This window comes from Phenylobacterium sp. Root700, assembly GCF_001429025.1.
Classification (GTDB): domain Bacteria; phylum Pseudomonadota; class Alphaproteobacteria; order Caulobacterales; family Caulobacteraceae; genus Phenylobacterium.
Window position 1 is genome coordinate 1 of sequence record NZ_LMHT01000028.1, and the last position, 19666, is coordinate 19666.

General features: G+C 66.6%; 19 protein-coding genes. 8 read left to right on the forward strand and 11 right to left on the reverse strand.

Translation table 11 applies throughout. From position 1 onward, the window contains the following. The first annotated feature begins 254 nt into the window (after positions 1-254). Entirely contained in the window at positions 255-686 is a 432-nt protein-coding gene (locus ASE02_RS13990) for an Rrf2 family transcriptional regulator (RefSeq protein WP_056735155.1), read from the forward strand. On the opposite strand, the gene ASE02_RS13995 is transcribed toward ASE02_RS13990, so the two are convergent. Together ASE02_RS13995 and ASE02_RS14000 are read right to left on the reverse strand one after the other, a co-directional pair. Further along, positions 683-1111, reverse strand: a complete 429-nt coding sequence (locus tag ASE02_RS13995) for a CBS domain-containing protein (RefSeq protein WP_056735156.1) — start codon at positions 1109-1111, stop codon at positions 683-685. The two genes, ASE02_RS13990 and ASE02_RS13995, sit on opposite strands and share 4 nt — an antisense overlap. Positions 1112-1186: 75 nt before the next feature. After that, positions 1187-1822, reverse strand: coding sequence for a rhomboid family intramembrane serine protease (locus ASE02_RS14000; protein WP_200957679.1), 636 nt, complete (start codon positions 1820-1822; stop codon positions 1187-1189). A 217-nt stretch (positions 1823-2039) separates the two neighbouring features. Between ASE02_RS14000 and hfaA the strand changes: the two genes are divergently transcribed. The 5 genes from hfaA to ASE02_RS14025 all read left to right on the forward strand — a co-directional run bounded on the left by hfaA (position 2040) and on the right by ASE02_RS14025 (position 8604). After that, positions 2040-2429, forward strand: a complete 390-nt coding sequence (hfaA, locus tag ASE02_RS14005; protein WP_056735157.1) for a holdfast anchoring protein HfaA — start codon at positions 2040-2042, stop codon at positions 2427-2429. Next, entirely contained in the window at positions 2422-3426 is a 1005-nt protein-coding gene (hfaB, locus tag ASE02_RS14010; RefSeq protein ID WP_056735158.1) for a holdfast anchoring protein HfaB, read from the forward strand. Before hfaA ends, hfaB begins: the two co-directional genes overlap by 8 nt. After that, positions 3356-4597: a holdfast anchor protein HfaD gene (gene hfaD / locus ASE02_RS14015; RefSeq protein WP_056735159.1), complete on the forward strand. Its 1242-nt coding sequence runs from the start codon at positions 3356-3358 to the stop codon at positions 4595-4597. Before hfaB ends, hfaD begins: the two co-directional genes overlap by 71 nt. 94 nt (positions 4598-4691) lie before the next feature. Further along, positions 4692-7568 carry a pitrilysin family protein gene (locus tag ASE02_RS14020; RefSeq protein WP_056735160.1) on the forward strand — a complete coding sequence of 959 codons (2877 nt, stop codon included), beginning with the start codon at positions 4692-4694 and terminating at the stop codon, positions 7566-7568. 292 nt (positions 7569-7860) lie between these two features. Continuing rightward, positions 7861-8604, forward strand: coding sequence for a VOC family protein (locus tag ASE02_RS14025; RefSeq protein WP_056735161.1), 744 nt, complete (start codon positions 7861-7863; stop codon positions 8602-8604). Here the strand turns inward: ASE02_RS14025 and ASE02_RS14030 are convergent. Beyond that, on the reverse strand, positions 8601-9455 hold the full coding sequence (locus tag ASE02_RS14030) for a hypothetical protein (protein WP_200957680.1): 855 nt from the start codon (positions 9453-9455) through the stop codon (positions 8601-8603). The two genes, ASE02_RS14025 and ASE02_RS14030, sit on opposite strands and share 4 nt — an antisense overlap. A gap of 199 nt (positions 9456-9654) precedes the next feature. Between ASE02_RS14030 and ASE02_RS14035 the strand changes: the two genes are divergently transcribed. Next, entirely contained in the window at positions 9655-10200 is a 546-nt protein-coding gene (locus ASE02_RS14035) for a PAS domain-containing protein (RefSeq protein WP_056735163.1), read from the forward strand. Positions 10201-10210: 10 nt separating this feature from the next. Here ASE02_RS14035 and ASE02_RS14040 read toward each other — a convergent pair whose 3' ends face one another. The 3 genes from ASE02_RS14040 to ASE02_RS14050 form a co-directional block, all read right to left on the reverse strand. Further along, positions 10211-10804 carry a TetR/AcrR family transcriptional regulator gene (locus ASE02_RS14040; protein ID WP_056735200.1) on the reverse strand — a complete coding sequence of 198 codons (594 nt, stop codon included), beginning with the start codon at positions 10802-10804 and terminating at the stop codon, positions 10211-10213. 61 nt (positions 10805-10865) lie between these two features. Next, the gene (locus ASE02_RS14045; RefSeq protein WP_056735164.1) at positions 10866-11813 is read right to left on the reverse strand and encodes an aldo/keto reductase; all 948 of its coding nucleotides are present in this window, start codon (positions 11811-11813) and stop codon (positions 10866-10868) included. Between the two features lie 27 nt (positions 11814-11840). Further along, complete coding sequence (locus ASE02_RS14050) at positions 11841-13499, reverse strand: choline dehydrogenase (protein WP_056735165.1); 1659 nt, start codon at positions 13497-13499, stop codon at positions 11841-11843. 224 nt (positions 13500-13723) lie between these two features. Here ASE02_RS14050 and ASE02_RS14055 point away from each other — a divergent pair, with 224 nt between their 5' ends. Beyond that, positions 13724-15370, forward strand: a complete 1647-nt coding sequence (locus ASE02_RS14055) for a HAMP domain-containing sensor histidine kinase (RefSeq protein WP_056735166.1) — start codon at positions 13724-13726, stop codon at positions 15368-15370. 8 nt (positions 15371-15378) lie between these two features. On the opposite strand, the gene ASE02_RS14060 is transcribed toward ASE02_RS14055, so the two are convergent. The 5 genes from ASE02_RS14060 to ASE02_RS14080 all read right to left on the reverse strand — a co-directional run bounded on the left by ASE02_RS14060 (position 15379) and on the right by ASE02_RS14080 (position 19419). Beyond that, positions 15379-15843 (reverse strand): hypothetical protein, encoded by a 465-nt coding sequence (locus ASE02_RS14060; protein WP_056735167.1) that lies wholly within the window; start codon positions 15841-15843, stop codon positions 15379-15381. A gap of 79 nt (positions 15844-15922) precedes the next feature. Next, on the reverse strand, positions 15923-17440 hold the full coding sequence (locus ASE02_RS14065; protein ID WP_056735168.1) for an acetyl-CoA hydrolase/transferase family protein: 1518 nt from the start codon (positions 17438-17440) through the stop codon (positions 15923-15925). Between the two features lie 44 nt (positions 17441-17484). Then, the gene (locus ASE02_RS14070) at positions 17485-18036 is read right to left on the reverse strand and encodes a helix-turn-helix domain-containing protein (protein ID WP_156406058.1); all 552 of its coding nucleotides are present in this window, start codon (positions 18034-18036) and stop codon (positions 17485-17487) included. A 14-nt stretch (positions 18037-18050) separates the two neighbouring features. Next, a complete protein-coding gene (locus tag ASE02_RS14075) occupies positions 18051-18848 on the reverse strand; it encodes an enoyl-CoA hydratase-related protein (RefSeq protein ID WP_235536699.1) in 798 nt (265 codons plus the stop codon). A gap of 40 nt (positions 18849-18888) precedes the next feature. Then, on the reverse strand, positions 18889-19419 hold the full coding sequence (locus ASE02_RS14080) for a gamma carbonic anhydrase family protein (protein ID WP_056735170.1): 531 nt from the start codon (positions 19417-19419) through the stop codon (positions 18889-18891). Positions 19420-19666: the final 247 nt, after the last annotated feature.

Sequence of the window (19666 nt, forward strand, 5' to 3'; positions counted from 1 at the left end):
TCAGGATCACTCCCAAGGCTCACTCAAGCGGCTCGATCGCCACCCCCAGTCACAAACCTTTCCAAAACAAAATCAACGACTTGTCCGCCGCCAACCCCGTCTCCGTCCGGCCCGTTTCCGAGCGAGGGCGGCTTCTACCCAGAGGTTTTTGAGTCCGCAAGCCCCGATGACGAGATCACGACAAAAGAGGCTCCTGGCTTGTGGAAAAGCCAGCATCATCCTTTAAGGGACAGGCTTAGGAGGCTCTCTAGAGAATGCTGTCGCAAAAGGCTCGCTACGCGCTACGCGCCCTTGTCGAACTCGCCAGGGCCGACGGAGCCCAGGTTACGTCTGGTGAACTGGCCAGTCGCGCCGATGCGCCGCGCAAATTCCTCGAGGCGATTCTGCTGGAGCTCGCCCGTAATAAGGTGGTGGTCAGTCGGCGCGGGAAGTTCGGCGGCTACACCCTGGCTCGCGAGGCCGCTCAGATCAGCTTCGCCGAGGTGATCCGCATTATAGATGGACCGCTCGCCCTGGCCCCCTGCGTCAGCCGCCTCTCCTTCCGGAAATGCGACGACTGCCCCGACCTGGCGACATGTTCCTTGCGCGAGGCTCTATTAAGAGCCCGCGATGCGACCTCGGAGGTGCTGGAAGGCTACAGCCTCGCCGAAGCCGCCACGGGTCAAGGGGCCGAGGTCTTCTCCTAACCGGCGGCGATATAGGCCTTCAGGCCGTCGGCCTCGGTCTCGACCTCGTCGATCTTCCACTTCACCAGGTCGCCGATCGACACGATCCCGACCAGCCGCTCGTTCTGGCAGACCGGAAGATGGCGGATCCGCCGGTCGGTCATCCGGCTGAGCAGGGAATCGATCGTTTCGCTCGGCTCTGCGAAGATCACGTCATGGGTCATGCAGGAGGAGATCGGCTTGGTCAGGGCCGCCGCGCCCTCTTCGGCGAAGGCGCGCACCATATCCCGCTCCGAAACGATCCCCACCACGCGGTCGCCGTCCATCACGACCATCGCGCCGACCTTGCGGGAATAGAGCAGAGCGCAGATCGCGCCCACCGTCTCCGCGGGCGAGGCCGTAAACACCAGGTCGCCCTTGGTCTTAAGGATCTGAGACACCAACATAAGCGCGTTCTCCCTAATTCCGAGGGATACAGCGTCGCTCAGGACGCCTTGAAAATCAACGCTCTCACAAAGGTGTCAGGCGCTCTGCGGACGGGCGACCCAACCGAACAGATCGATGAGCACCAACCCCGCCAGATAGCCGAAGATGTGCGCCTCCCAGGCGACCCCGGCGTTGCCGAGGCCAGGCGCGAACCCGACCAGAGCCAGCAGCAGGTTCACCACGATCCACCCGACGGTCATGCTGATCACTGGGGGGCTCAGATACTTGCCCGGCTCCCCCTGCCCCGCCATCAGCCGCGCCGCGGCGCCGACCAGGCCGGCCACCGCGCCGGACGCGCCGACCATCAAGGCGGTTCCGCCCGGGTTGGACAGGCCATAACCCAGGCTCGCGAGCCCGCCACACAATAGATAGAAGACCAGGAAGACCAGCGCCCCTTTCAGGCTCGCGCCGAAATAGCGGGCCACCGGGGTTCCGAAGGCCAAGGCCGCGCCAGCGTTCATCAGCGCGTGCGCCCAGCTGCCGTGCAGGAAGATCGCCGTGAACAGCGTCGGCCAACGTCCTGCATCGAGGGCCGCCGAGGAGAAGGCGTAATTCCGCAGGAGCCAGTCCTGGGGCAGGAACGTCTGGAAGAAGTAGCCGACAACAATGACCAGGGTCGCCATGACCGCTGGCCACGGCGCGTTGAAGATAGGCTGGCGCTCTTCGTTCAAAACCGGCTCTCCACGCACGCTCAATAAAAAGACCAATGTTCGCCTTCTCACGCCGGCCTTAACCAAATCGCGAGGGTCTTGTCCCTTAGATACGCACAAGTTCGGCGTCGTCGCGCCTCTGGCGTGCGGTCTGACTTAGTCATTTTCGGGGTGGGGTCCACAACAGGTCATGGCCGCAGCTATCTTCGCAACATCGCGAGCGCTGGCATGCGCCTGCATGGCGAGCGCCCTGTTGGCCGCCGCTCCGGCGCACGCCCAGAGCATGTCGACCAATTCCGCGGACTTCAACGCCGGCTACGGCCGCCGCGCGGGTTCTGAGAACCATCCGGTCAATGTCGCCACCCGCGACGCCAACGGCAACCGGGTCATCATCGACGGCGTCATCCAGAGCGGCGAGGACCAGTCGGGCTTCTCCTTCGCCTCCGGCGCGGCCGACGCCTATGCCGGGGTCGGCTCGTTGGGCGGCGGCTCCACGGCCATCGGGAACAACCTCGTAGTGGTCACCCAGGGCAGCCACAACACGGTCATCGTCAACTCGACCCAGATCAACAATGGCAAGGTCTCGGCGGGTACGACCCTCAACGGAGGGGTCGCTCCCAATGATTAAGCAGAGCATCACCCGCGCCAGCGCGATGTTGAGCGTCGCGGCCCTGGCGCTGTCGGCCTGCGCCACACCGGTGGCCGGCCCCAGCGGGAACTACGCCCGCAGCATCGGCACGGCGCCGGTGACCGTGAACCCGACACCCTATTCCGACGCCCTGGTCTGCATGGCCGGCTATGCGCGCAGCACCCGGCTGGTCGCGCCCCGCATCGCGGTCGGCCGCATCGCCGACTATACCGGCAAGTCGGAGTCCGACGGCTCTGGCCGCAAGATCACCCAAGGCGCCTCGCTGATGGCCATGTCGGCCTTCGCCAAGGCGGGCATGCCGCTGGTCGAACGCTTCGACACCTCGGTCTCCGAGCTGGAGCTGAAGTACGCCAACAACAAGCTGATCTCCGATGCGCCCAACCCCGCGCCGGACCAGGCCGCCGAATACCGCCGCATCCTGGCGGGCCAGGTGCCGGGCTCGGACTTCTATGTGGCCGGCGGCGTCACCGAGCTGAACTACAACATCCGCTCGTCCGGCTTCGACGCCGCGGGCGGCGATCCCGACCCCACCGCGGCCAAGGGCTCGTTCCGCGGCCGCCTGTTCGTCATGAACATCGGCATGGACCTGCGCCTCATCAATACGCGCACGCTCGAGGTGGTGGACGTCATCTCCTACCAGAAGCAGGTGATCGGCCGCGAAGTCGGCGTCGGCTTCTTCGACTTCCTGAACGGCAACGTCTTCGACATCTCGGCCGGCGCCGGGGCTCTGGAGCCGATGCAGCTCGCCGTGCGCAGCCTCGTTGAACGCGCCGTGGTCGAGATGACCGCCAACCTCTACGGCATGCCCGGGCCCCAGGGCTGCCTGACCTCCGACCCGCTGGGCGGCGGAACTGTCGGCCTCACCGGCGGATACGTGCCGGCCTACAACAACCTGGGTACGAACAATGGCCAGACGCGCGAAGATCCTTCTCGTTGGAACGCTCGCCGCGATTCTGCCGTGCGGGGCCGCTACTAGCCAGACCGCGCCCAGCTCGGTTCTGAACAACCAGATCCAGCTCGGCGACGTCTTCAGCCAGCAGACCCTCAACGTCGTCGAGGTCACCGACCAGACCGTGGGCGCCACGACTGCGACCGGTAACGGTTTCACGGCCGGCGCCGACCGCTACGACGCCGACGTGCGCTCCTATCAAGAAGTGAACGGCGCGGTCAGCGCCGACACCCGCGTCAATGTCACCGGCCATTCGGGCGACGTCGTCAGCCTGTCCACCACGGCCACCGGCAACTCCGGCTTCGCCAACGGCTATGGCGCGACCATGACCGGCGTCTACACCCAGGCCACCACCGCAGGCGCCTCCGTCACCGGCCACAGCCATGTCGAGGCGCCCGACGGCTCGGCCGGCGAGATCTCCAGCCAGACCCAGGCCGCCGGCAACGCCCAGACCGTCGGGCTCGACTACGCTTCGACCGGCGCACGGATCGGCCAGAACAACGCCGCGACCGTCACCACCGATGGCGGCGGGATCTATGGATATGTGTCGGGGACAGCCAGCTTCGGGGCCACGACGGCGGCGAACGACGTCACGCTGTCTGGCGCCAACGGCTCGGCGGCGCGGGTGATCGTCGACCAGAACAATGTCGCGGGCTTGACCCAGGCGGCGCAGTTCACCGCCTTCGGCAACGTCCAGAACGCCCTGACCACCGCCACGGCCGCGGGCAACAACATCAACGCCAGCAACCAGGGCCATCTGCTGGACGTCGACGCGCGGCAGAGCAACACCGCCTATGTTCGCGCCCAGGCTGACTCCAACGCCTATCAGTATGGATCGGGCTCGGCGGTCGCCTCGGGCGTCGGCAACTCCATCGTCGCCGGCGACATCGGCGGCGAACTGCTGATCGACACCACCCAGTATAACGACCAGGGCGGCATCGAGGCCGTGGCGAGCTTCACCGGCGCGGAAGGCTATGACGCCTCGGCCAACGCCAGCGCCGTCGGCAACTCGGTGATGGGCTACGCCTGCTCCGACTGCGAGGGCCGGATGAGCGCCAACAACAGCCAAATCAGCAATGCCGATGTCGGCGCCCAGAGCCTCGTCACCGTCACCGGATCGGGCCGTTCGGCGCATGGCGTATCCAACGCGATGGGCAACTCGGCCACCTATTACGTCAGCCGTCCTTCGGGCCAATAAAGGCCCCAATCCCCGCCCCTATCGCGCCTTGCGAAGGCCACGCTGGCCAGCGCATGGTGCCGGGCCTAATCGCTCGCGGAAACTATAACGCTCAATGATACGTCTGTTCGGCGCGGCCTCCGCGCTCGCCATCGCCCTGGCCCTGCCCACGGGCGCATCGAGCTTCCCCTTGCCAAAATTCGGGTTTGGGAAGGAAGCTCCCGCGGCGGCGACGGTCCAGCCGAAACCCGGCGAATGGGCCCAGGCGAGATCCGACGTGGCTCCCGATCCTAACATCCGCTTCGGCGCCCTGCCCAACGGGATGCGCTATGCGATCCGCAAGCAGCAGGTCCCGCCCGGCCAGGCCGCCGTCCGCCTGCGCTTCGACGCCGGCTCGCTGATGGAGACCGACGCCCAGCAGGGCTTGGCCCACTTCCTCGAGCACATGGCCTTCAACGGCTCCAAGGCGGTGCCCGAGGGCGAGATGATCAAGATCCTGGAGCGCCTGGGTCTGGCCTTCGGCGCCGACACCAACGCCTCGACCAATTTCGACGAGACCATCTACAAGCTCGACCTGCCGCGCACCAATGACGAGACGGTCGACGCCGCGCTGATGCTGATGCGCGAAACGGCCGGAAACCTCACCCTCGACCAGGGCGCGATCGACCGCGAACGCGGCGTCGTGCTGTCGGAGGAACGCGCCCGCGATACGCCGCCCTATCGCATCTATCAAAAGCGGCTGGAGTTCTTCCTCAAGGGCCAACGCCCGCCGACCCGCTATCCCATCGGCAAGGTCGAGGTGCTGCAGACCGCGCCGGCCAAGGAGCTCGCCGACTACTACACTCACTATTACCGGCCCGCGCGCGCGGTGCTGGCCGTGGTCGGCGACTTCGACCTCGACGCCATGGAAGCCAAGATCAAGGCCAAGTTCGGCGACTGGACGCCGGTCGGCCCGGCCGGCGCTGAGCCCGACCTCGGCCCGGTCCAACCGCGCAAGACCGAAGCCAAGCTGGTCATCGAGCCTGGCGCGCCGCTGTCCATGCAGTTCGCCTGGCTGCGCAAACCCGACACCTCCCCCGACACCCTGGCCAAGCGCAAGCGCGAGCTGATCGAGCAACTCGGCTTCTCGGTCATGAACCGCCGCCTGCAGGGCCTGGCTCGCGGCGCCCAGCCGCCGTTCCTCGGCGCGGGGGTCTTTGAGAGCAACGAGTACGACGCGGCCGAGATGACCATGGTCATCGTCAACGCCGAGCCCGCTCGCTGGCGCGAGGCGCTGAACGCCGCCGAGCAGGAACAACGCCGCGCCGTTCAATACGGCGTACGTCAGGACGAACTCGACCGCGAGATCGCCGAATACCGGGCGAGCCTGAAGGCCGACGCCGCCGGCGCCGCCACCCGCACGCCCGGCCAGCTGGCCGGGGAGATCATCGGCTCGCTCGGCGAACACGAGGTGGTCACCAATCCCGGCCAGGACCTCTCCCTCTTCGAGGAGACGGTGAAGGACCTGAAGGCCGAACAGGTCTCAGCCGCGCTGACGGCCTCCTTCAAGGGCGACGGCCCGTTGCTGTTCATGGCCTCACCGAAGGCCATCGACGGCGGCGAGACCACGTTGCTGTCGGCGCTGGAAGCCTCACGGAAGGTCGCGGTCGCTGAGCCCAAGGCCTCAGTCGAGGTCGCCTGGCCCTATGAGACCTTCGGCGCGCCCGGCAAGGTCGTGGAGACCAAGGACGCCGTCGATCTCGACACCACCTTCATCCGCTTCGAGAACGGCGTGCGCCTCACGGTCAAGCCGACCCGCTTCAAGGACGACGAGGTCCTGGTCCGGGTGAATGTCGGCGGCGGCAGGCTGGACCTGCCGAAAACCGAGCAGAGCCTGAGCTGGGCGTCGGGCGCCTACATCGAAGGCGGGCTGAAGCAGATCAACGCCGAGGACATGGAACGCGTCCTGGCCAGCAAGGTCTATGGCGCGCAGTTCTCGATCACCGACGAAGCCTTCGTGTTCTCCGGCTCCACCCGGCCCGACGACCTGGACGTCCAGATGCAGGTCCTGACGGCCTATGTCGCCGAGCCCGGCTGGCGCGCGGAAGCCTTCAAGCGCCTGCAAGGCGCGGGCAAGACCATCCACGACCAGTACGAATCCACCGATTCCGGCGTGGTTTCCCGCGACCTGGCCTCTCTCCTCCACCCCAACGATCAGCGCTGGGTCTTCCCGACCCGCGAGCAGATCGCCGACGCCAAGCTGGACGACTTCAAGGCGGTCGTCGAACCGGCCCTGACCGCCGGCCCCATCGAAGTCGTCGTGGTCGGAGACATCACCGTCGAGAAGGCGACTGAGGCCGTGGCCCGCACCTTCGGCGCCCTGGCCCCTCGCCCCGAGAAGACCGCCGTCACCGGCCAGCGCGACATCAGCTTCCCGGCCGGCGTCGATAAGCCTGTGGTCCTGACCCACAAGGGCCGAGCCGACCAGTCGATCGGCTACATCGCCTGGCGCACCAACGACTTCTTCGCCAACCCGCAACGGGCCCGCGACACCGCGGTCATGGGCGAGGTGCTGGAGCTGCGCCTGATCGAAGAACTGCGCGAGAGCCAGGGCGCGACCTATTCGCCCAACGTCGCCTACAGCCACAGCTTCGTCTGGCCAGGCTGGGGCTATGTTTCGGCCAGCGTCGAGATCCCGCCCGCCAAGCTGCCTGCCTTCTTCGACGACGTGAAGAAGATCGCCGCCGACCTGCGGACCAAGGAGATCAGCCCCGACGAACTGGCCCGGGCCAAGAAGCCGCGCGTCGACCAGATCGAAAAGGCTCGTGAAACCAACGGCTACTGGCTGTCGGAGCTCGCCGGCGCCCAGAACGATCCGCGCCGCCTCGAGGCGACCCGCGCCATCATCTCGGGCACCGAACGCGTCACCGCCGCCGACGTGCAGCGCGCCGCCCAGGCGGCGCTGAAGGACGACGCCATGTGGAAGCTGGAGGTTCGTCCCGCCGGAAAATAGTGTCGCACGGGATGACGCGCGACAAACCGTCGTCTGGCCCGACTCCCGGGGCGATGGCTCTATCCGGCCCAGCGAACTCGCGGCTTGTCGCGGGACTGGAACGGCAGTTGGGGATGTTCGCCCGTCTCAGCGACCCATCGCTATATCCTCCGTCGCGCAGGCTGCGCGCGGAGGCGAGGAGGTGAGCCGGCGCCCCGCGCCGCGTTCACCGCCTTCGAAATCCAGCACAATCTACGCTGGCGATTTCCCCGGTCCGGAACGATGCTTTCCGCACTGAAGGAGACGCCGCTCCATGCTGCAGCTCGACCACCTGCCGTTCACCACGGGTGATCTCCGCGCCCTGACCGACGCGTTTCAAAGGCTGGGTTTCGTGGTCTCGCCGCGCGGCGCCTACACCTCGCCTGAAACGCCGGGCGCCAGCTGGAGCAACCACAGCATCTTCCTGCGGAAGGGCTGGCTCGACCTGTTGCACAATCCCAAAGCCGCCGCCGACGCCGGCGCGTCCCCCGGCGGCTGCCTGTTTCTGACCGATGATTTGGAGGCGGCCCTCGGCGCGCTCGAGGGTCTGCGGACCCGGCCGCCCTATCGCCTTGAACGGCGCTGGCGCGAGGATCTTGGCCTGCCGCCGGAAGCCTTCGCCCTGCTTGAGATCCGCGAACGCATCAGCCCGCTGGGGCTGGCGGTCATCGCCCATCACTACCCCTGCCACGACACCCTGACGGCCTGGTTCGAACACACCAACTCCGCCGAAGAAATCGCGGGCCTGATCTTCGGCGCCGCCGCGCCGGGTCCGATGGCCGAGCGCGCAGCACGGATTCTCGACATTTCAGGTTTTCACTATTGGGAAGCCGCGCGCTTCACCGCCGCCTTCGGCGCCGGCCAGCCGCAGGTCGCCCTGCGCGTCCGGGTCCGTTCCCTGGTCGAGGCCAAGGCCACGTTCCACATCGCCGGGATCGCCTTCGTGGAGACCCGCGAAGGCCTCCACGTCACGCCGCCGGCTCCATTGGCCTGCGGCTTTCAGTTCTTCCAAGCCTAGTAGACGTAACCGCCCACGCCGCCGTCGAGGCTCATGCTGGTGGAGACCGACTCGGCCACGCGCTCTTCTTCCTCGCGATAGGCCGTGTACTTTTCGATCTCGGTGATGGTCAGCACCTTGATCCCGGCGCCGAACCGGCGAAGCAGCGAACGCTCGTTGCAGTCACGGGCGCGGGTTTGCGGGCGGCAAGTCACCTTGCCGTCGCGGCCATGATAGAGCGCGTCGCCCTTGCCGCAGGCCAGGGTCTTGCCGCCGCTGAAGTCCACCTTGCGGTCGAAGTCGGCGATGGTCGCCTGCAGCCAGGTGCCGGCGATGCAGCGATAGAGCTCGCCGTCATAGGAGGAGTCGATGTCGCGGTCGGGGCGGACCTGCGAGGCCGGATGCGGAATCTGGCGAGCGTCGAGGCAGACCGCCTGGATGACCACGCGGCGCGTGCGCATGCGGCTGGCCTCATAGGAGATGCGCTTCATGCGCTTGCCCGCGTCGACGTTCAGTTGAACGACGCCGGTCGCCATCGGCGGCGAATAACCGCCGCCATAACCACCGCCGCCATAATAGACGGCCGCGCCCGCGCCGGCGCCGGCTCCAGCCCGCGCGCCTGCGCTGGCGCCGGCCACCGCGACGCTGACGCTCGAGACGTGGACATTGATGTTGGGCGTGCCCGGCGTGCAGCAGGGCGTGCTCGGCGGCTGCGGCGGAGGGGGCGGCGGCGTGCAGCACGGCGGCTGCGGCGGCTGGCAGCAAACCGGCGGCGGCGGGGGCGGCGCGCAGCACTGCGCGGCCGCAGCGCCGGCCAGCGTCAGAAGGCCAAAGCCCAGCAGAAAGCCCAACAGGGTCGAACGCGTCTTCATGGACGGCCCCTCCAAGGCCCGCTGACCGCCGAGGCGGAAAAGTCGATGCCGGCAGTAAACCTTGTTCAGCTTAAGAATCTCTGAGCCGCCGCAGCCGGTTTGCACCTTGCACCGTCCCGATCTGAAACGCCGGGCGACTGGCGCCGATCTGCTTGCAAGCCCCATGCGGCCACGTCCGGCCGCATCCGGAGGTGTCGAAATGTTTCATTCGAACACTCAGAAGATGATCGATTACTGGCGCAGCCTTGGCGGCTACGGCGGCCTTCCCGTGCGCGCGGCGATCAACCCGGCCGACTTTTCGACCCTGATGCCCCAGACCTTCATGCTCGGACGCACCTCGTCGGGCGTCTATCCCGTGCGCCTGTCGGGCGGACTGGTGGCCGACCTGCATCAACGCGACCTGCGCGGCCAGAACATGCTGAGCCTGGTGAGCGAGCGCGACCGCTTCAACCTGCACACCGCGCTGGAGACCGCGCGCCGCCGTCCCGAGCCGATGGTCGCCGAGATGGAAGGCCGCACCGAGGGTGCCTCGCTGATCCTGGAAATCCTGTTCGCGCCGCTCGCCGGCGCTCCGGGCTCGCCCGAGCGGTTCCTCGGCCTCTATCAACCGCTGTCGCTGGTCGCCAAGCTCAACGACATGCCGATCCGCGACCTCGCGGTGCGTTCGATCCGCGGCGTCGGCCCGGCCAATGAAGAAACCCACCGGCTGAAACTCGCCACCCTGGACGGCCGCCGCGTCGCCTAGACGCTGACGATCAGGCCGCCTGCTCGGCGTCGTCGAGGATCCGGGACACGGCCTCCTCGGCCCGCGCCCGGGCGTTGGGCGCGCGGAACAGCTTGGCGTGCTGTTGATAGGCCAGGCTGACCCCCACCAGTTCGAACACCACCTGGCGGCAATAGTCCGCCGGCGCCTTGCCAGCCTTCGGCAGGTCGGCGGCCACGCGCGCCAGGGTCTCGTGCCACTCTTTCTGCGACGCCACCAAACGGTCGCGGATCGCGCCGGGCCGCTCGTCATATTCCTGGCATGAGACGACGAACAGGCAGCCGCGCATGTCCGGCTCGCCCTCCATCCAGTCCAGCCACCGGCTGACCATCGCCTCCATCCGGACCCGACCACGCGGCAGCGCCAGGCTGGGCTCGATGATGCGGACCCGGAACCGCTCGACGGCCTCGTTCAACACCGCCAGTTGCAAGGCTTCCTTGGACTTGAAGTGCGCGAACAGCCCGCTCTTCGAAAGCTCCAGGCTCTCGGCCAACGGCCCGAGCGACAGCCCCTCCAGGCCCAGCGCCACCGCCTGGTCCAGGGCCCGGTCGACAATCGCCTCACGCGTAGCTGCGCCTTTTCTCATGCGCATCATTTAGCACGATCGGTCGTTTTTTCAACCATCCCGATAGAATTGCGCCGTGCGGTTAGGCCGCCGACGCCTTGTCCAGCAGCGCCAGGTCTTCTGCGTCCAGCCTCATCCGCGCCGAGCCCATCAGTTCGTCAAGCTGCTCCAGGCTGGTGGCCGAGGCGATGGGGCCGGTGAGACCCGGCTGGGCCATCACCCAGGCCAGGGCGACCTGCGCCTGGCTGGCGCTCTTGCCGGCCGACACCTGATCGAGCGCCGCCAGGATCGCCATGCCGCGCTCATCCATCATGCGCTTCACGCCGCGCCCGCGCGGGCTCTTCGAAAGGTCGGCCTCGGTACGGTACTTGCCGGTGAGGAAGCCGGAGGCCAGGCCGGAGAACGGGATCACCCCGACCTCGTTCTCGATGCAGGTCTGCTGCAACGCGCCCTCGAAACCCTGACGGGCATAGAGATTGTAGAGCGGCTGCTCGCTGTTGTAGCGCGCATAGCCGCCGCGCTCGCTGACCTCCAACGCCGACTTGAGCCGCTCGGCGGTGAAGTTCGACGAGCCGATGGCCCGCACCTTGCCGGCCTTCACCAGCTTGTCGAAGGCCTCGGCGGTCTCTTCCTGCGGTGTGTCTGGGTCGTCGCGGTGCGATTGGTAGAGGTCGATCCGGTCGGTCTGCAGACGCGTGAGCGAGGCCTCCACGGCTTCGACCATGTAGGCGGCTGAGAGGCCCTTCTTTCCCTCGGGCATCTCCATGCCGAACTTGGTGGCCAGCACCACCTTGTCGCGCTTGCCCGACTGCTTCAGCCAGGCGCCGATGACCTTTTCCGAGGCCCCCGCGCCGGCTGGCGTCCAGGCCGCATAGACGTCGGCGGTGTCGATGGCGTTGAAGCCGCCATCGACGAAGGCGTCGAGGATGGCGAACGAGGTCTTCTCGTCCGCCGTCCATCCGAACACGTTGCCGCCCAGCACCAGGGGGGCGATCTTCAGCTCCGACTTTCCAAGCCTGCGCAGTTCCATCGCCGTCTCCCCAATCTTGATGACGCCCTAGGCGGCTGCCTGGCCGTCCTCAAATATGGGCGCATCCTCGGCTGGCAAGGCCGCGCGGCCGCGCAACATGTCGGCGGCCTTCTCGGCGATCATGATGGTCGGGGCGTTGGTGTTGCCGCCGACCAGGGTCGGCATGACCGAGGCGTCAATGACCCGCAGGCCCTCGACGCCGCGCACCTTCAATTCGCCGTCGACCACCGCCATCTCGTCGGAGGCCGCGCCCATCTTGCAGGTGCCCACCGGGTGATAGATCGTCTCGGCGTGCTTGCGGATCCAGGCGTCGATCTGCTCGTCGGTCTCGATCTCCTTGCCAGGGAACAGTTCCTGGCTGCGATAGGGATCAAGCGCGGCCTGCGAGGCTACGTGGCGCATCATCCGAACGCCCTCGCGCATGGCCCGGCGGTCCTCGTCGGTGGCCAGGTAGTTGGCGAAGATCGCCGGATCGGCGAACGGATCGGCCGACTTCAGCCCCACCCGGCCCCGGCTCTCGGGGCGAAGCTGGCAGACGTGGAAGGTGAAGCCGTCCTTCGCCACCTCGACCTTGCCGTGCTCCTGCATGATCGCCAGCACGCAGTGAACCTGCAGGTCCGGGCGGTCGAGATCAGGGCGCGACTTCAGGAAGGCCCCGGATTCCAGGAACTGCTGACGGCCCATGCCCTTGCCGAAGAAGGCGTAGTTCATGCCGATCATCAGGGTCTTCACGATCCCCTTGCGCAGCGAGTAGGCGGTGATCGGCTGCGGGCACTCCCAGGACATGGTGACGTCCAGGTGGTCCTGCAGGTTGGCGCCGACGCCCTTCAGCGCCTTCACCACCGGAATACCGAACTTCGCCAGCTCCTCGGGATCGCCGATGCCCGAGAGCTGCAGGATATGCGGCGACTGCACCGCCCCGGCCGACAGCAGCACTTCCTTGTCCGCATGGACGACGTGCTTGGCCTTGGTCTTGTCGTCGACGTACTCCACGCCCGTGGCCCGGCCGTTCTCGACGATGATGCGAGTGGTCCGCGCGCCGGTCAGGCAGGTCAGGTTCGGACGCCCCATGGCCGGGTGCAGATAGGCGCGCGCCGCGCTCCAACGTTGCCCGTCGCGGATGGTCAGTTGGTACGGGCCCCAGCCTTCCTGCTGGAAACCGTTGAAATCGTTGGTCACCGCGTGGCCTGCCTGGCGGCCGGCCTCGATGGTGGCTTTGTAGATCGGGTTGGGCGTCGAGGCCTTGGAGACATGGAGCGGGCCTTCGCCGCCGTGCCAGTCGTCGCCGCCGCCTTCCAGGGTTTCCGAGCGCTTGAAGTAGGGCAGCACGTCCCGATAGGACCAGCCTTGCAGGCCCATCTGGCGCCACTGGTCGTAGTCGCGCGCGTGGCCGCGGATGTAGATCATGCCGTTGATCGAGGACGATCCGCCCCAGCCCTTGCCGCGCGGCCACCACAGCTTGCGGCTCTCCAGATTGGGTTCTTCCTCGGTCCAGAAGCCCCAGTTGTAGGCGCCCTGCTTGGAGATCAGCGAACCGACCCCGGCCGGCATCTTGACCATGATCGAGTTGTCCTTGCCGCCGGCTTCCAGCAGCAAAACCTTGACCTGCGGGTCCTCGGTCAAGCGGTTCGCCAACACGCACCCGGCGGAGCCTGCGCCAATGATGACGTAGTCGTAGCGATCCATGCGTCCGTCCCTAAACACTGTTAAGTTTGCCGCACCCTGGCTCAAGGCCAGCAGGGAAACAAGGCTGACGGCCCCGCTTTTTTGAGCGCCGTTACGTCAACTGTGGCGAGGCGGCCGGGCCACATCCACGGGCCCATCCCGCGGGCATGGGATTTCCGATAGGCGATTTGACCCCAGTCGTGACAGTCTGGCGGCCTTATCTACCAAAGGCTTCGCGAGACTCGATGAGCGCCCAGCAGATGGCCTCGAAGGTGGAGCAGTCCGGCGATCGCCGGCGCTTCAACGCCGAGCTCCTCGCCATACTTGTCGTGGGCGGCGCGGTGCTGGCCTCGGCCTTCCTGGGCATCCTGCTTCGCCCGGTCGGAAACCTCAGCGCCTTCTGGCCCGCCAACGCCGTGCTGCTTGGCCTGCTGGTCAGGTTCCCGCGGCTGGCACGACCTGGCGCTTGGATCGCCGCGGCGATCGCCTTCGTGGTGGCCGACGCGCTGACGGGAAGCAACTGGACCAAGGCGGTCCTGCTGACCTTCTGCAACATGGTCGGCGCGGCCACCGCCTACATGCTCATGGTGCGGCTGCCGCCTAAGGACCGGCTGCTGGAGCGGCCGTCGTCGCTCGTCGCGATCATGCTGATCGTCCTGGCGGCCTCGACGATCACCAGCATCTTCGGCGGCGCGGTCAATGTCTGGCTGTTCCACGGTGATCCCGCGCGCGGCTTCTTCATCTGGCTGGCGACCGAACTGGCCAACTACATCGTCATCCTGCCGATCGTCCTGACCTTCCCCGGCCCGGCTGCGCTCAAGCGACAGTTGGGCGGCCTCGCGCGCACGCCGCCGAAGCTGAGCGTGGCGGCGCCGTTGGTCACCTATCTGATCTGCCTGGCCATGGTGCCGGTGGTCGGCGGGCCGGGCGCGCTGGCCTTTCCGGTTCCCAGTCTGCTCTGGTGCGCACTGACCTACGGTTTGGCGGCCTCGGCGTTGCTGACCCTGTCATTCGCCGTCTGGACCCTGGTCATCCTGTCGATGACCACCGCCAGCCTCACCCATCTCACGGGCCTTGAACTGGTGTCCCTGCGGCTGGGCGTGATGCTGGTGGCCCTTGCGCCAATCACCGTGGCCAGCGCCATGGCCGAACGCAACGAACTGCTCCGCGAGGCGACCGCCGCCCGCAAGGCGGCCGAGAACGCGATGGCCGCGCGCACCTTGCTGCTCGCCACCATGGCCCACGAACTGCGCTCGCCGCTCACCGCCATCGTCGGCTTCTCAAGCATGATGGCCAAGGAAGTCTTCGGCCCTGTCGGGCACCCCAAGTACCTCGACTACGCCCAATCCATCGAGCTGGCGGGGTCGCACCTCAGCGAACTGGTCACCGACCTGCTCGACACCGCCAAGGTGGAGGCGGGACGGATAGAGCTCACCCCCGCCCCGGTCTCCAGTCGCGAAATGGTCGAACAGTCCCTGCGGCTGGTCCGCGGCCTGGCGGTGGAGGCCAGCGTCAGCCTGATCATGGAGCCCGGAGACTGGCCGCAGGTCCATGCCGACCAGCGCGCGGTCAAGCAGGTGCTGATCAACCTGCTCTCCAACGCGGTGAAGTTCTCACCGCCGGCCGGCCGGGTGGAGGTCGCCGCCGTCAGCCAGGATGATCGCCTGGTCATCAGCGTCAGGGACTTTGGCCGGGGAATCGCCGTCGAGGAACTGGCGGTCATCGGCCGCCCGTTCGTTCAGATCGGCGACGCCGCCTCCCGTCCCCAAGGCTCGGGCCTGGGGCTGACCCTCTCGCAGGCCCTGATCGAACAGCATGGCGGGCGGCTGCGCTTGGAGAGCATCCTGGGCCAAGGCGCCACCGCCCGTTTCGACCTTCCCTTGATCGGCTAGGCCCCGCTTCAGCTGGCGGGCCTGCGGAACTCCATGATCCAGTTGGTCTCCCAGGTCTTCCCGCCGTCATACGAGAACGCCTGGCTCCAACGCGGAGTGTCGGTGTCGGTCGCGCTCCAGTCGAACAGCACCTTGATCGGGATATCACCGTCCATGTCGTCGCCGGCGAACACGCCCTTGCCGTCCTTGAACCGGCCATAGACCGGCGGCTGCAGCAGGCCGTCCTTCGAGTTGATCCAATAGATCGCCCACTGATCCTGGGCCTGATCGTAGAGCCGTAGGGTCATCCCCTTGAAACCCTTGGTCGGGAAGTCGCTCTCGTCGATGGAGACCATCCCGCCCATCAGCACCTGGGCGGTCTCGCTCGAGGGGAAAACCTCCCAGTCGTCGGAGCCGACGCCGCGCTGGGTCAGCCGGCGGTTCGTCACCTCCCAGTCCCCCTGGTTGAAGTCGAAATCGTGGGCCGAGGTCATGGCGGCTCTCCCTGATGCTGCTGCATCGGAGATAGCGCCGGGCTACTGACAGCATCCTGTCAGCAGCGGCCGAACTGGGTCAGCCGCGCATGGACCCGGTCTCGATGAACCGCTGGTGCCAGGACAGCGCCTCGGTCAGCAGCGAGGGCGATTGCTGGCCATAAGCATCCCGCCTGGCGCGTCGATAATAGTCCTCCAGCCCGGGGCGATAGTCCGGGTGGGAGCAGTTCTCGATGATCACCTTGGCCCGCTGCTTGGGCGACAGGCCGCGCAGGTCGGCCAGGCCCTGCTCGGTGACGATCACCTGCACGTCCTGGGTGATGTGATCGACGTGGGCGACCTGGGGCACGATGGCCGAGATCGCGCCCTTCTTGGCCGTCGACGGTGTCACGAAGATCGAGACATAGGCGTTGCGCGCGAAGTCGCCCGATCCGCCGATGCCGTTCTGAATCCTCGAGCCCATGATGTGGGTGGAGTTCACGTTGCCGTAGATGTCGGCCTCGATCAGCCCGTTCATCGCCAGGCAGCCCAGGCGGCGGATCAACTCGGGGTGGTTGCTGATCTCCTGCGGCCGCAAGATCAGCTTGTCGCGGAAGAAGCCCATATTGGCGTTCATCGCCTCGGCCGCCTCGGGGCTCAGCGAGAACGCCGTGGCCGAGGCCATCCGCAGCTTGCCCGCGGTCAGCAGGTCCAGCATCCCGTCCTGGATCACCTCGGTATAGGCGGTCATGTTGTCGAACGGCCCGTCGACCAGCCCGGTCAACACCGCATTGGCGATGTTGCCGACCCCGGACTGCAGGGGCAGCAGATCGGCCGGCAGCCGCCCCTTGGCCACCTCGTGGCTGAAGAATTCCAACAGATGGCCGGCGATCTGGCGGGCGCCGTCGTCGGGCGGCGAAAATGGCAGGTTGCGATCCGGCGCCTGCGTCTCGACCACAGCCACGACCTTGTCTGGATCACAGCGGAAATAGGCCTCGCCGATGCGGTCGTCGGGCTTCACCAGCGGGATCGGCACCCGGTTCGGCGGCAGGGCCGTGCCGTAATAGATGTCGTGCATCCCCTCCAGGGCGGGGTTCTGCCAATTGTTGACCTCGAGGATCACCTGCTTGGCCTGGTCCAGCCAGGTCTTGTTGTTGCCGATCGAGGACGAGGGGATCAGCGAGCCGTCCGGACGGATGCCGGAGACCTCCACCACCGCGGTGTCGATCGGCCCCAAGAAGCCCTGCCACGCCATCGGCGCGACCTGGCTCAGGTGCATGTCGAAATACTCCATCTCCCCGCGATTGATCTTCTCGCGAGCGATGGGGTCGGAATTGTACGGAAGGCGGAATTCGACGCCGTCGGCCTTGGCCAAAGCGCCGTCCAACTCCGGGCCGGTCGAGGCGCCGGTCCAGACCCGCACCCGGAAGCGGCCGCCGGCCGCATGCACCGCCTCGATCCGACTGGCCAAGGCCAGGGGGACGGCCTTGGGATAGCCCGAACCGGTGAAGCCGCTCATCGCGACGGTGCTGCCCGACTCAATCAGCGCCGCGGCGTCGGCGGCGCTCATGATCTTGGACCTCAATCGGTCGCACCCGATTCTCGCGCCGTCCGCCATGCTCGCCTCCAAGAGATCCAAAAGGGCCGCAGTTCGGTTGAGCTCTAGCCGAAAACGCTCCTTGGCTCAGGGGCGATCGTGGCGGTGTTGTAGGCCTCGGCCTTACACTTCAGGTCCGCGTAAAGTTCCTGCCCCAACCGAAACCCTTCTCCGCGTTCGGTGCGAACCGCGCCCTCACCAAGTTTCTTGCGGATTCGGTGGATGACAACGTTCAGAATCTGCACCTGCCGATCCTCGGTATTGCTGTAGCCCGGCAAGGCGTCGAGAAGATCGTAACGATCCACGACCCTGGGGAAACGGGCGAAAAGCGCGCCGACAAGCGCGCGCTCTTGGGTGGTCAATTCGGAAAGCCACGATTCCGGTTTCGCCGGCACCTGGATCCCGGCCGCCGCCAGCGCGCCCTTCAGCAGATCGATCATCTCGTCCTGCTGACGGATCAGCTCCTGCTGAAAACGAATGCGCTCCGACGGCCTCGCCTTGTTGATATCCCGCATGCTCTCGCTCGCCCCCTGACGGCCGTAATTCACTTGTGAGGGGAGTTGGTGGGCGCAGACCACGGCGGCTTTGTGTTCGACGCGCAGGGTCGATTGTCGCACCTGCGCCTTGAGGGCTATCGCCCCTTCCAGGCCGGCGCGCGCTTCTGGGCGAAGGCCATCGGCCCCTCGACGAAATCCTCGGACTTGAACAGCGCCGATACGGACGGGTAGCGGGTCTGGCCCTTGATCGCCGCCTCCAAGGTCGGCTCGTCCAAGCCCTTGTAGACCGCCTCCTTCGAGGCGCGGATCGACATCGGCGACAGTTCGCAGATCTGGGCCGCCCAGCGCCGCGCGGCGTCCAGCAGCTCGGCCGGCGCGACCACTTCATTGACGAAGCCCAACGCCTGGCCTTCCGCCGCCGAAACCCGCCGACCGGTCAGGATCATGCCCAGGGCCTGCTTCTGGCCGATCATCCGCGGCAACCTGTGCAGACCGCCGGCCAGGGCCGCCAACCCGACCCGGGGCTCGGGCAAGGCGAAGGTCGCGGCTTCCGAGGCGATGATCAGGTCGCAGGCCAGCGCGATCTCGAAACCACCGCCCATGGCCACGCCGTTGACCGCCGCGATCAGCGGCTTGTTCAGATCAAACCGCGAGGTGAGTCCTGCAAAACCCGACGGCGGCGAGGCCATTCCCCCGCCCGTGGCCTGATGCTTCAGGTCATTACCGGCGGAAAAGGCTCGCTCGCCCGCCCCGGTCACGATCCCTACCCACTGGTCGGGATCGGCGGCGAAGGCGTCGAACGCCTCGTGCAGCTCGAAGTGCGCCGGCGAGTGCAGCGCGTTCATCACCTCCGGCCGGTTGAGCGTGAAGATGGTGACCGGACCTTCGCGGTCCACGCGGATGAACTCATAGGCCATCGAGGCGTCCTCCATGATTGCGGCGCCCAGGCTCGCCCGGGCGCCGCTACGTCGGTCAAGCGGTCTGCGTCAGGCCCGCGCGATAGCGTTTCCAGTTCTCGACATAGTGCATGGCGCCGCCGGCGATGACGCGAGCCTGATCATCGCTAATCTCACGCACGACCTTGCCGGGCGCGCCCATGACCAGCGAATTGTCTGGGATCTCCTTGCCCTCGGTGATCAGGCAGTTCGCCCCGATCAAACAATTTTTGCCGATCCGGGCGCCGTTGAGGATGATCGACCCGATCCCGATCAGCGAGTTGTCGCCGATGGTGCAGCCATGCAGCATCACCATGTGGCCAACGGTGACATTGGCGCCGATGGTCAGCGGGACGCCGGTGTCGGTGTGCAGGACGCTGCCGTCCTGGACGTTGGAATTCTCCCCGATGGTGATCGGATCGTTGTCGCCGCGAATTGTCGCATTGAACCAGACTGATGCGTTCTTCTTTAGAATCACTCGTCCGAGCACGGCGGCGGTGGGCGCAATCCAGTATTCATCTTCATTAGGCAGTTCGGGCGCGACATCGCCCAAGTTATAGACACCCATCCGTATACCCCGTTTATTGATCTCGAAGGCGTGCTTAACCATTCATAAACCACGCTAACATCATTCTAGTGATGCGATTCGAGAGGGCGATAGCCCTTCCGCATCACGCCGCTAGCCGGCGTCCGGTTCGCGGCCTTGCGTTCAAGCGAGGGTTTTAAGGTGTTGCGTCTGCTTCGGCGGGAAACCCCGCCCGGATCCCGAACCGGAAGCGAGCCTCCAGGCCGCTGCGCGCGCCGCCGTCGCTTCA

Coding starts and splice junctions, on each gene's coding strand:
- ASE02_RS13990 (WP_056735155.1), top strand. CDS start 255: ATGCTGTCGCAAAAGGCTCGCTACGCGCTACGCGCCCTTGTCGAACTC.
- ASE02_RS13995 (WP_056735156.1), bottom strand. CDS start 1,111: ATGTTGGTGTCTCAGATCCTTAAGACCAAGGGCGACCTGGTGTTTACG.
- hfaA (WP_056735157.1), top strand. CDS start 2,040: ATGGCGAGCGCCCTGTTGGCCGCCGCTCCGGCGCACGCCCAGAGCATG.
- hfaB (WP_056735158.1), top strand. CDS start 2,422: ATGATTAAGCAGAGCATCACCCGCGCCAGCGCGATGTTGAGCGTCGCG.
- hfaD (WP_056735159.1), top strand. CDS start 3,356: ATGGCCAGACGCGCGAAGATCCTTCTCGTTGGAACGCTCGCCGCGATT.
- ASE02_RS14020 (WP_056735160.1), top strand. CDS start 4,692: ATGATACGTCTGTTCGGCGCGGCCTCCGCGCTCGCCATCGCCCTGGCC.
- ASE02_RS14025 (WP_056735161.1), top strand. CDS start 7,861: ATGCTGCAGCTCGACCACCTGCCGTTCACCACGGGTGATCTCCGCGCC.
- ASE02_RS14030 (WP_200957680.1), bottom strand. CDS start 9,455: ATGAAGACGCGTTCGACCCTGTTGGGCTTTCTGCTGGGCTTTGGCCTT.
- ASE02_RS14035 (WP_056735163.1), top strand. CDS start 9,655: ATGTTTCATTCGAACACTCAGAAGATGATCGATTACTGGCGCAGCCTT.
- ASE02_RS14040 (WP_056735200.1), bottom strand. CDS start 10,804: ATGAGAAAAGGCGCAGCTACGCGTGAGGCGATTGTCGACCGGGCCCTG.
- ASE02_RS14045 (WP_056735164.1), bottom strand. CDS start 11,813: ATGGAACTGCGCAGGCTTGGAAAGTCGGAGCTGAAGATCGCCCCCCTG.
- ASE02_RS14050 (WP_056735165.1), bottom strand. CDS start 13,499: ATGGATCGCTACGACTACGTCATCATTGGCGCAGGCTCCGCCGGGTGC.
- ASE02_RS14055 (WP_056735166.1), top strand. CDS start 13,724: ATGAGCGCCCAGCAGATGGCCTCGAAGGTGGAGCAGTCCGGCGATCGC.
- ASE02_RS14060 (WP_056735167.1), bottom strand. CDS start 15,843: ATGACCTCGGCCCACGATTTCGACTTCAACCAGGGGGACTGGGAGGTG.
- ASE02_RS14065 (WP_056735168.1), bottom strand. CDS start 17,440: ATGGCGGACGGCGCGAGAATCGGGTGCGACCGATTGAGGTCCAAGATC.
- ASE02_RS14075 (WP_235536699.1), bottom strand. CDS start 18,848: ATGGAGGACGCCTCGATGGCCTATGAGTTCATCCGCGTGGACCGCGAA.
- ASE02_RS14080 (WP_056735170.1), bottom strand. CDS start 19,419: ATGGGTGTCTATAACTTGGGCGATGTCGCGCCCGAACTGCCTAATGAA.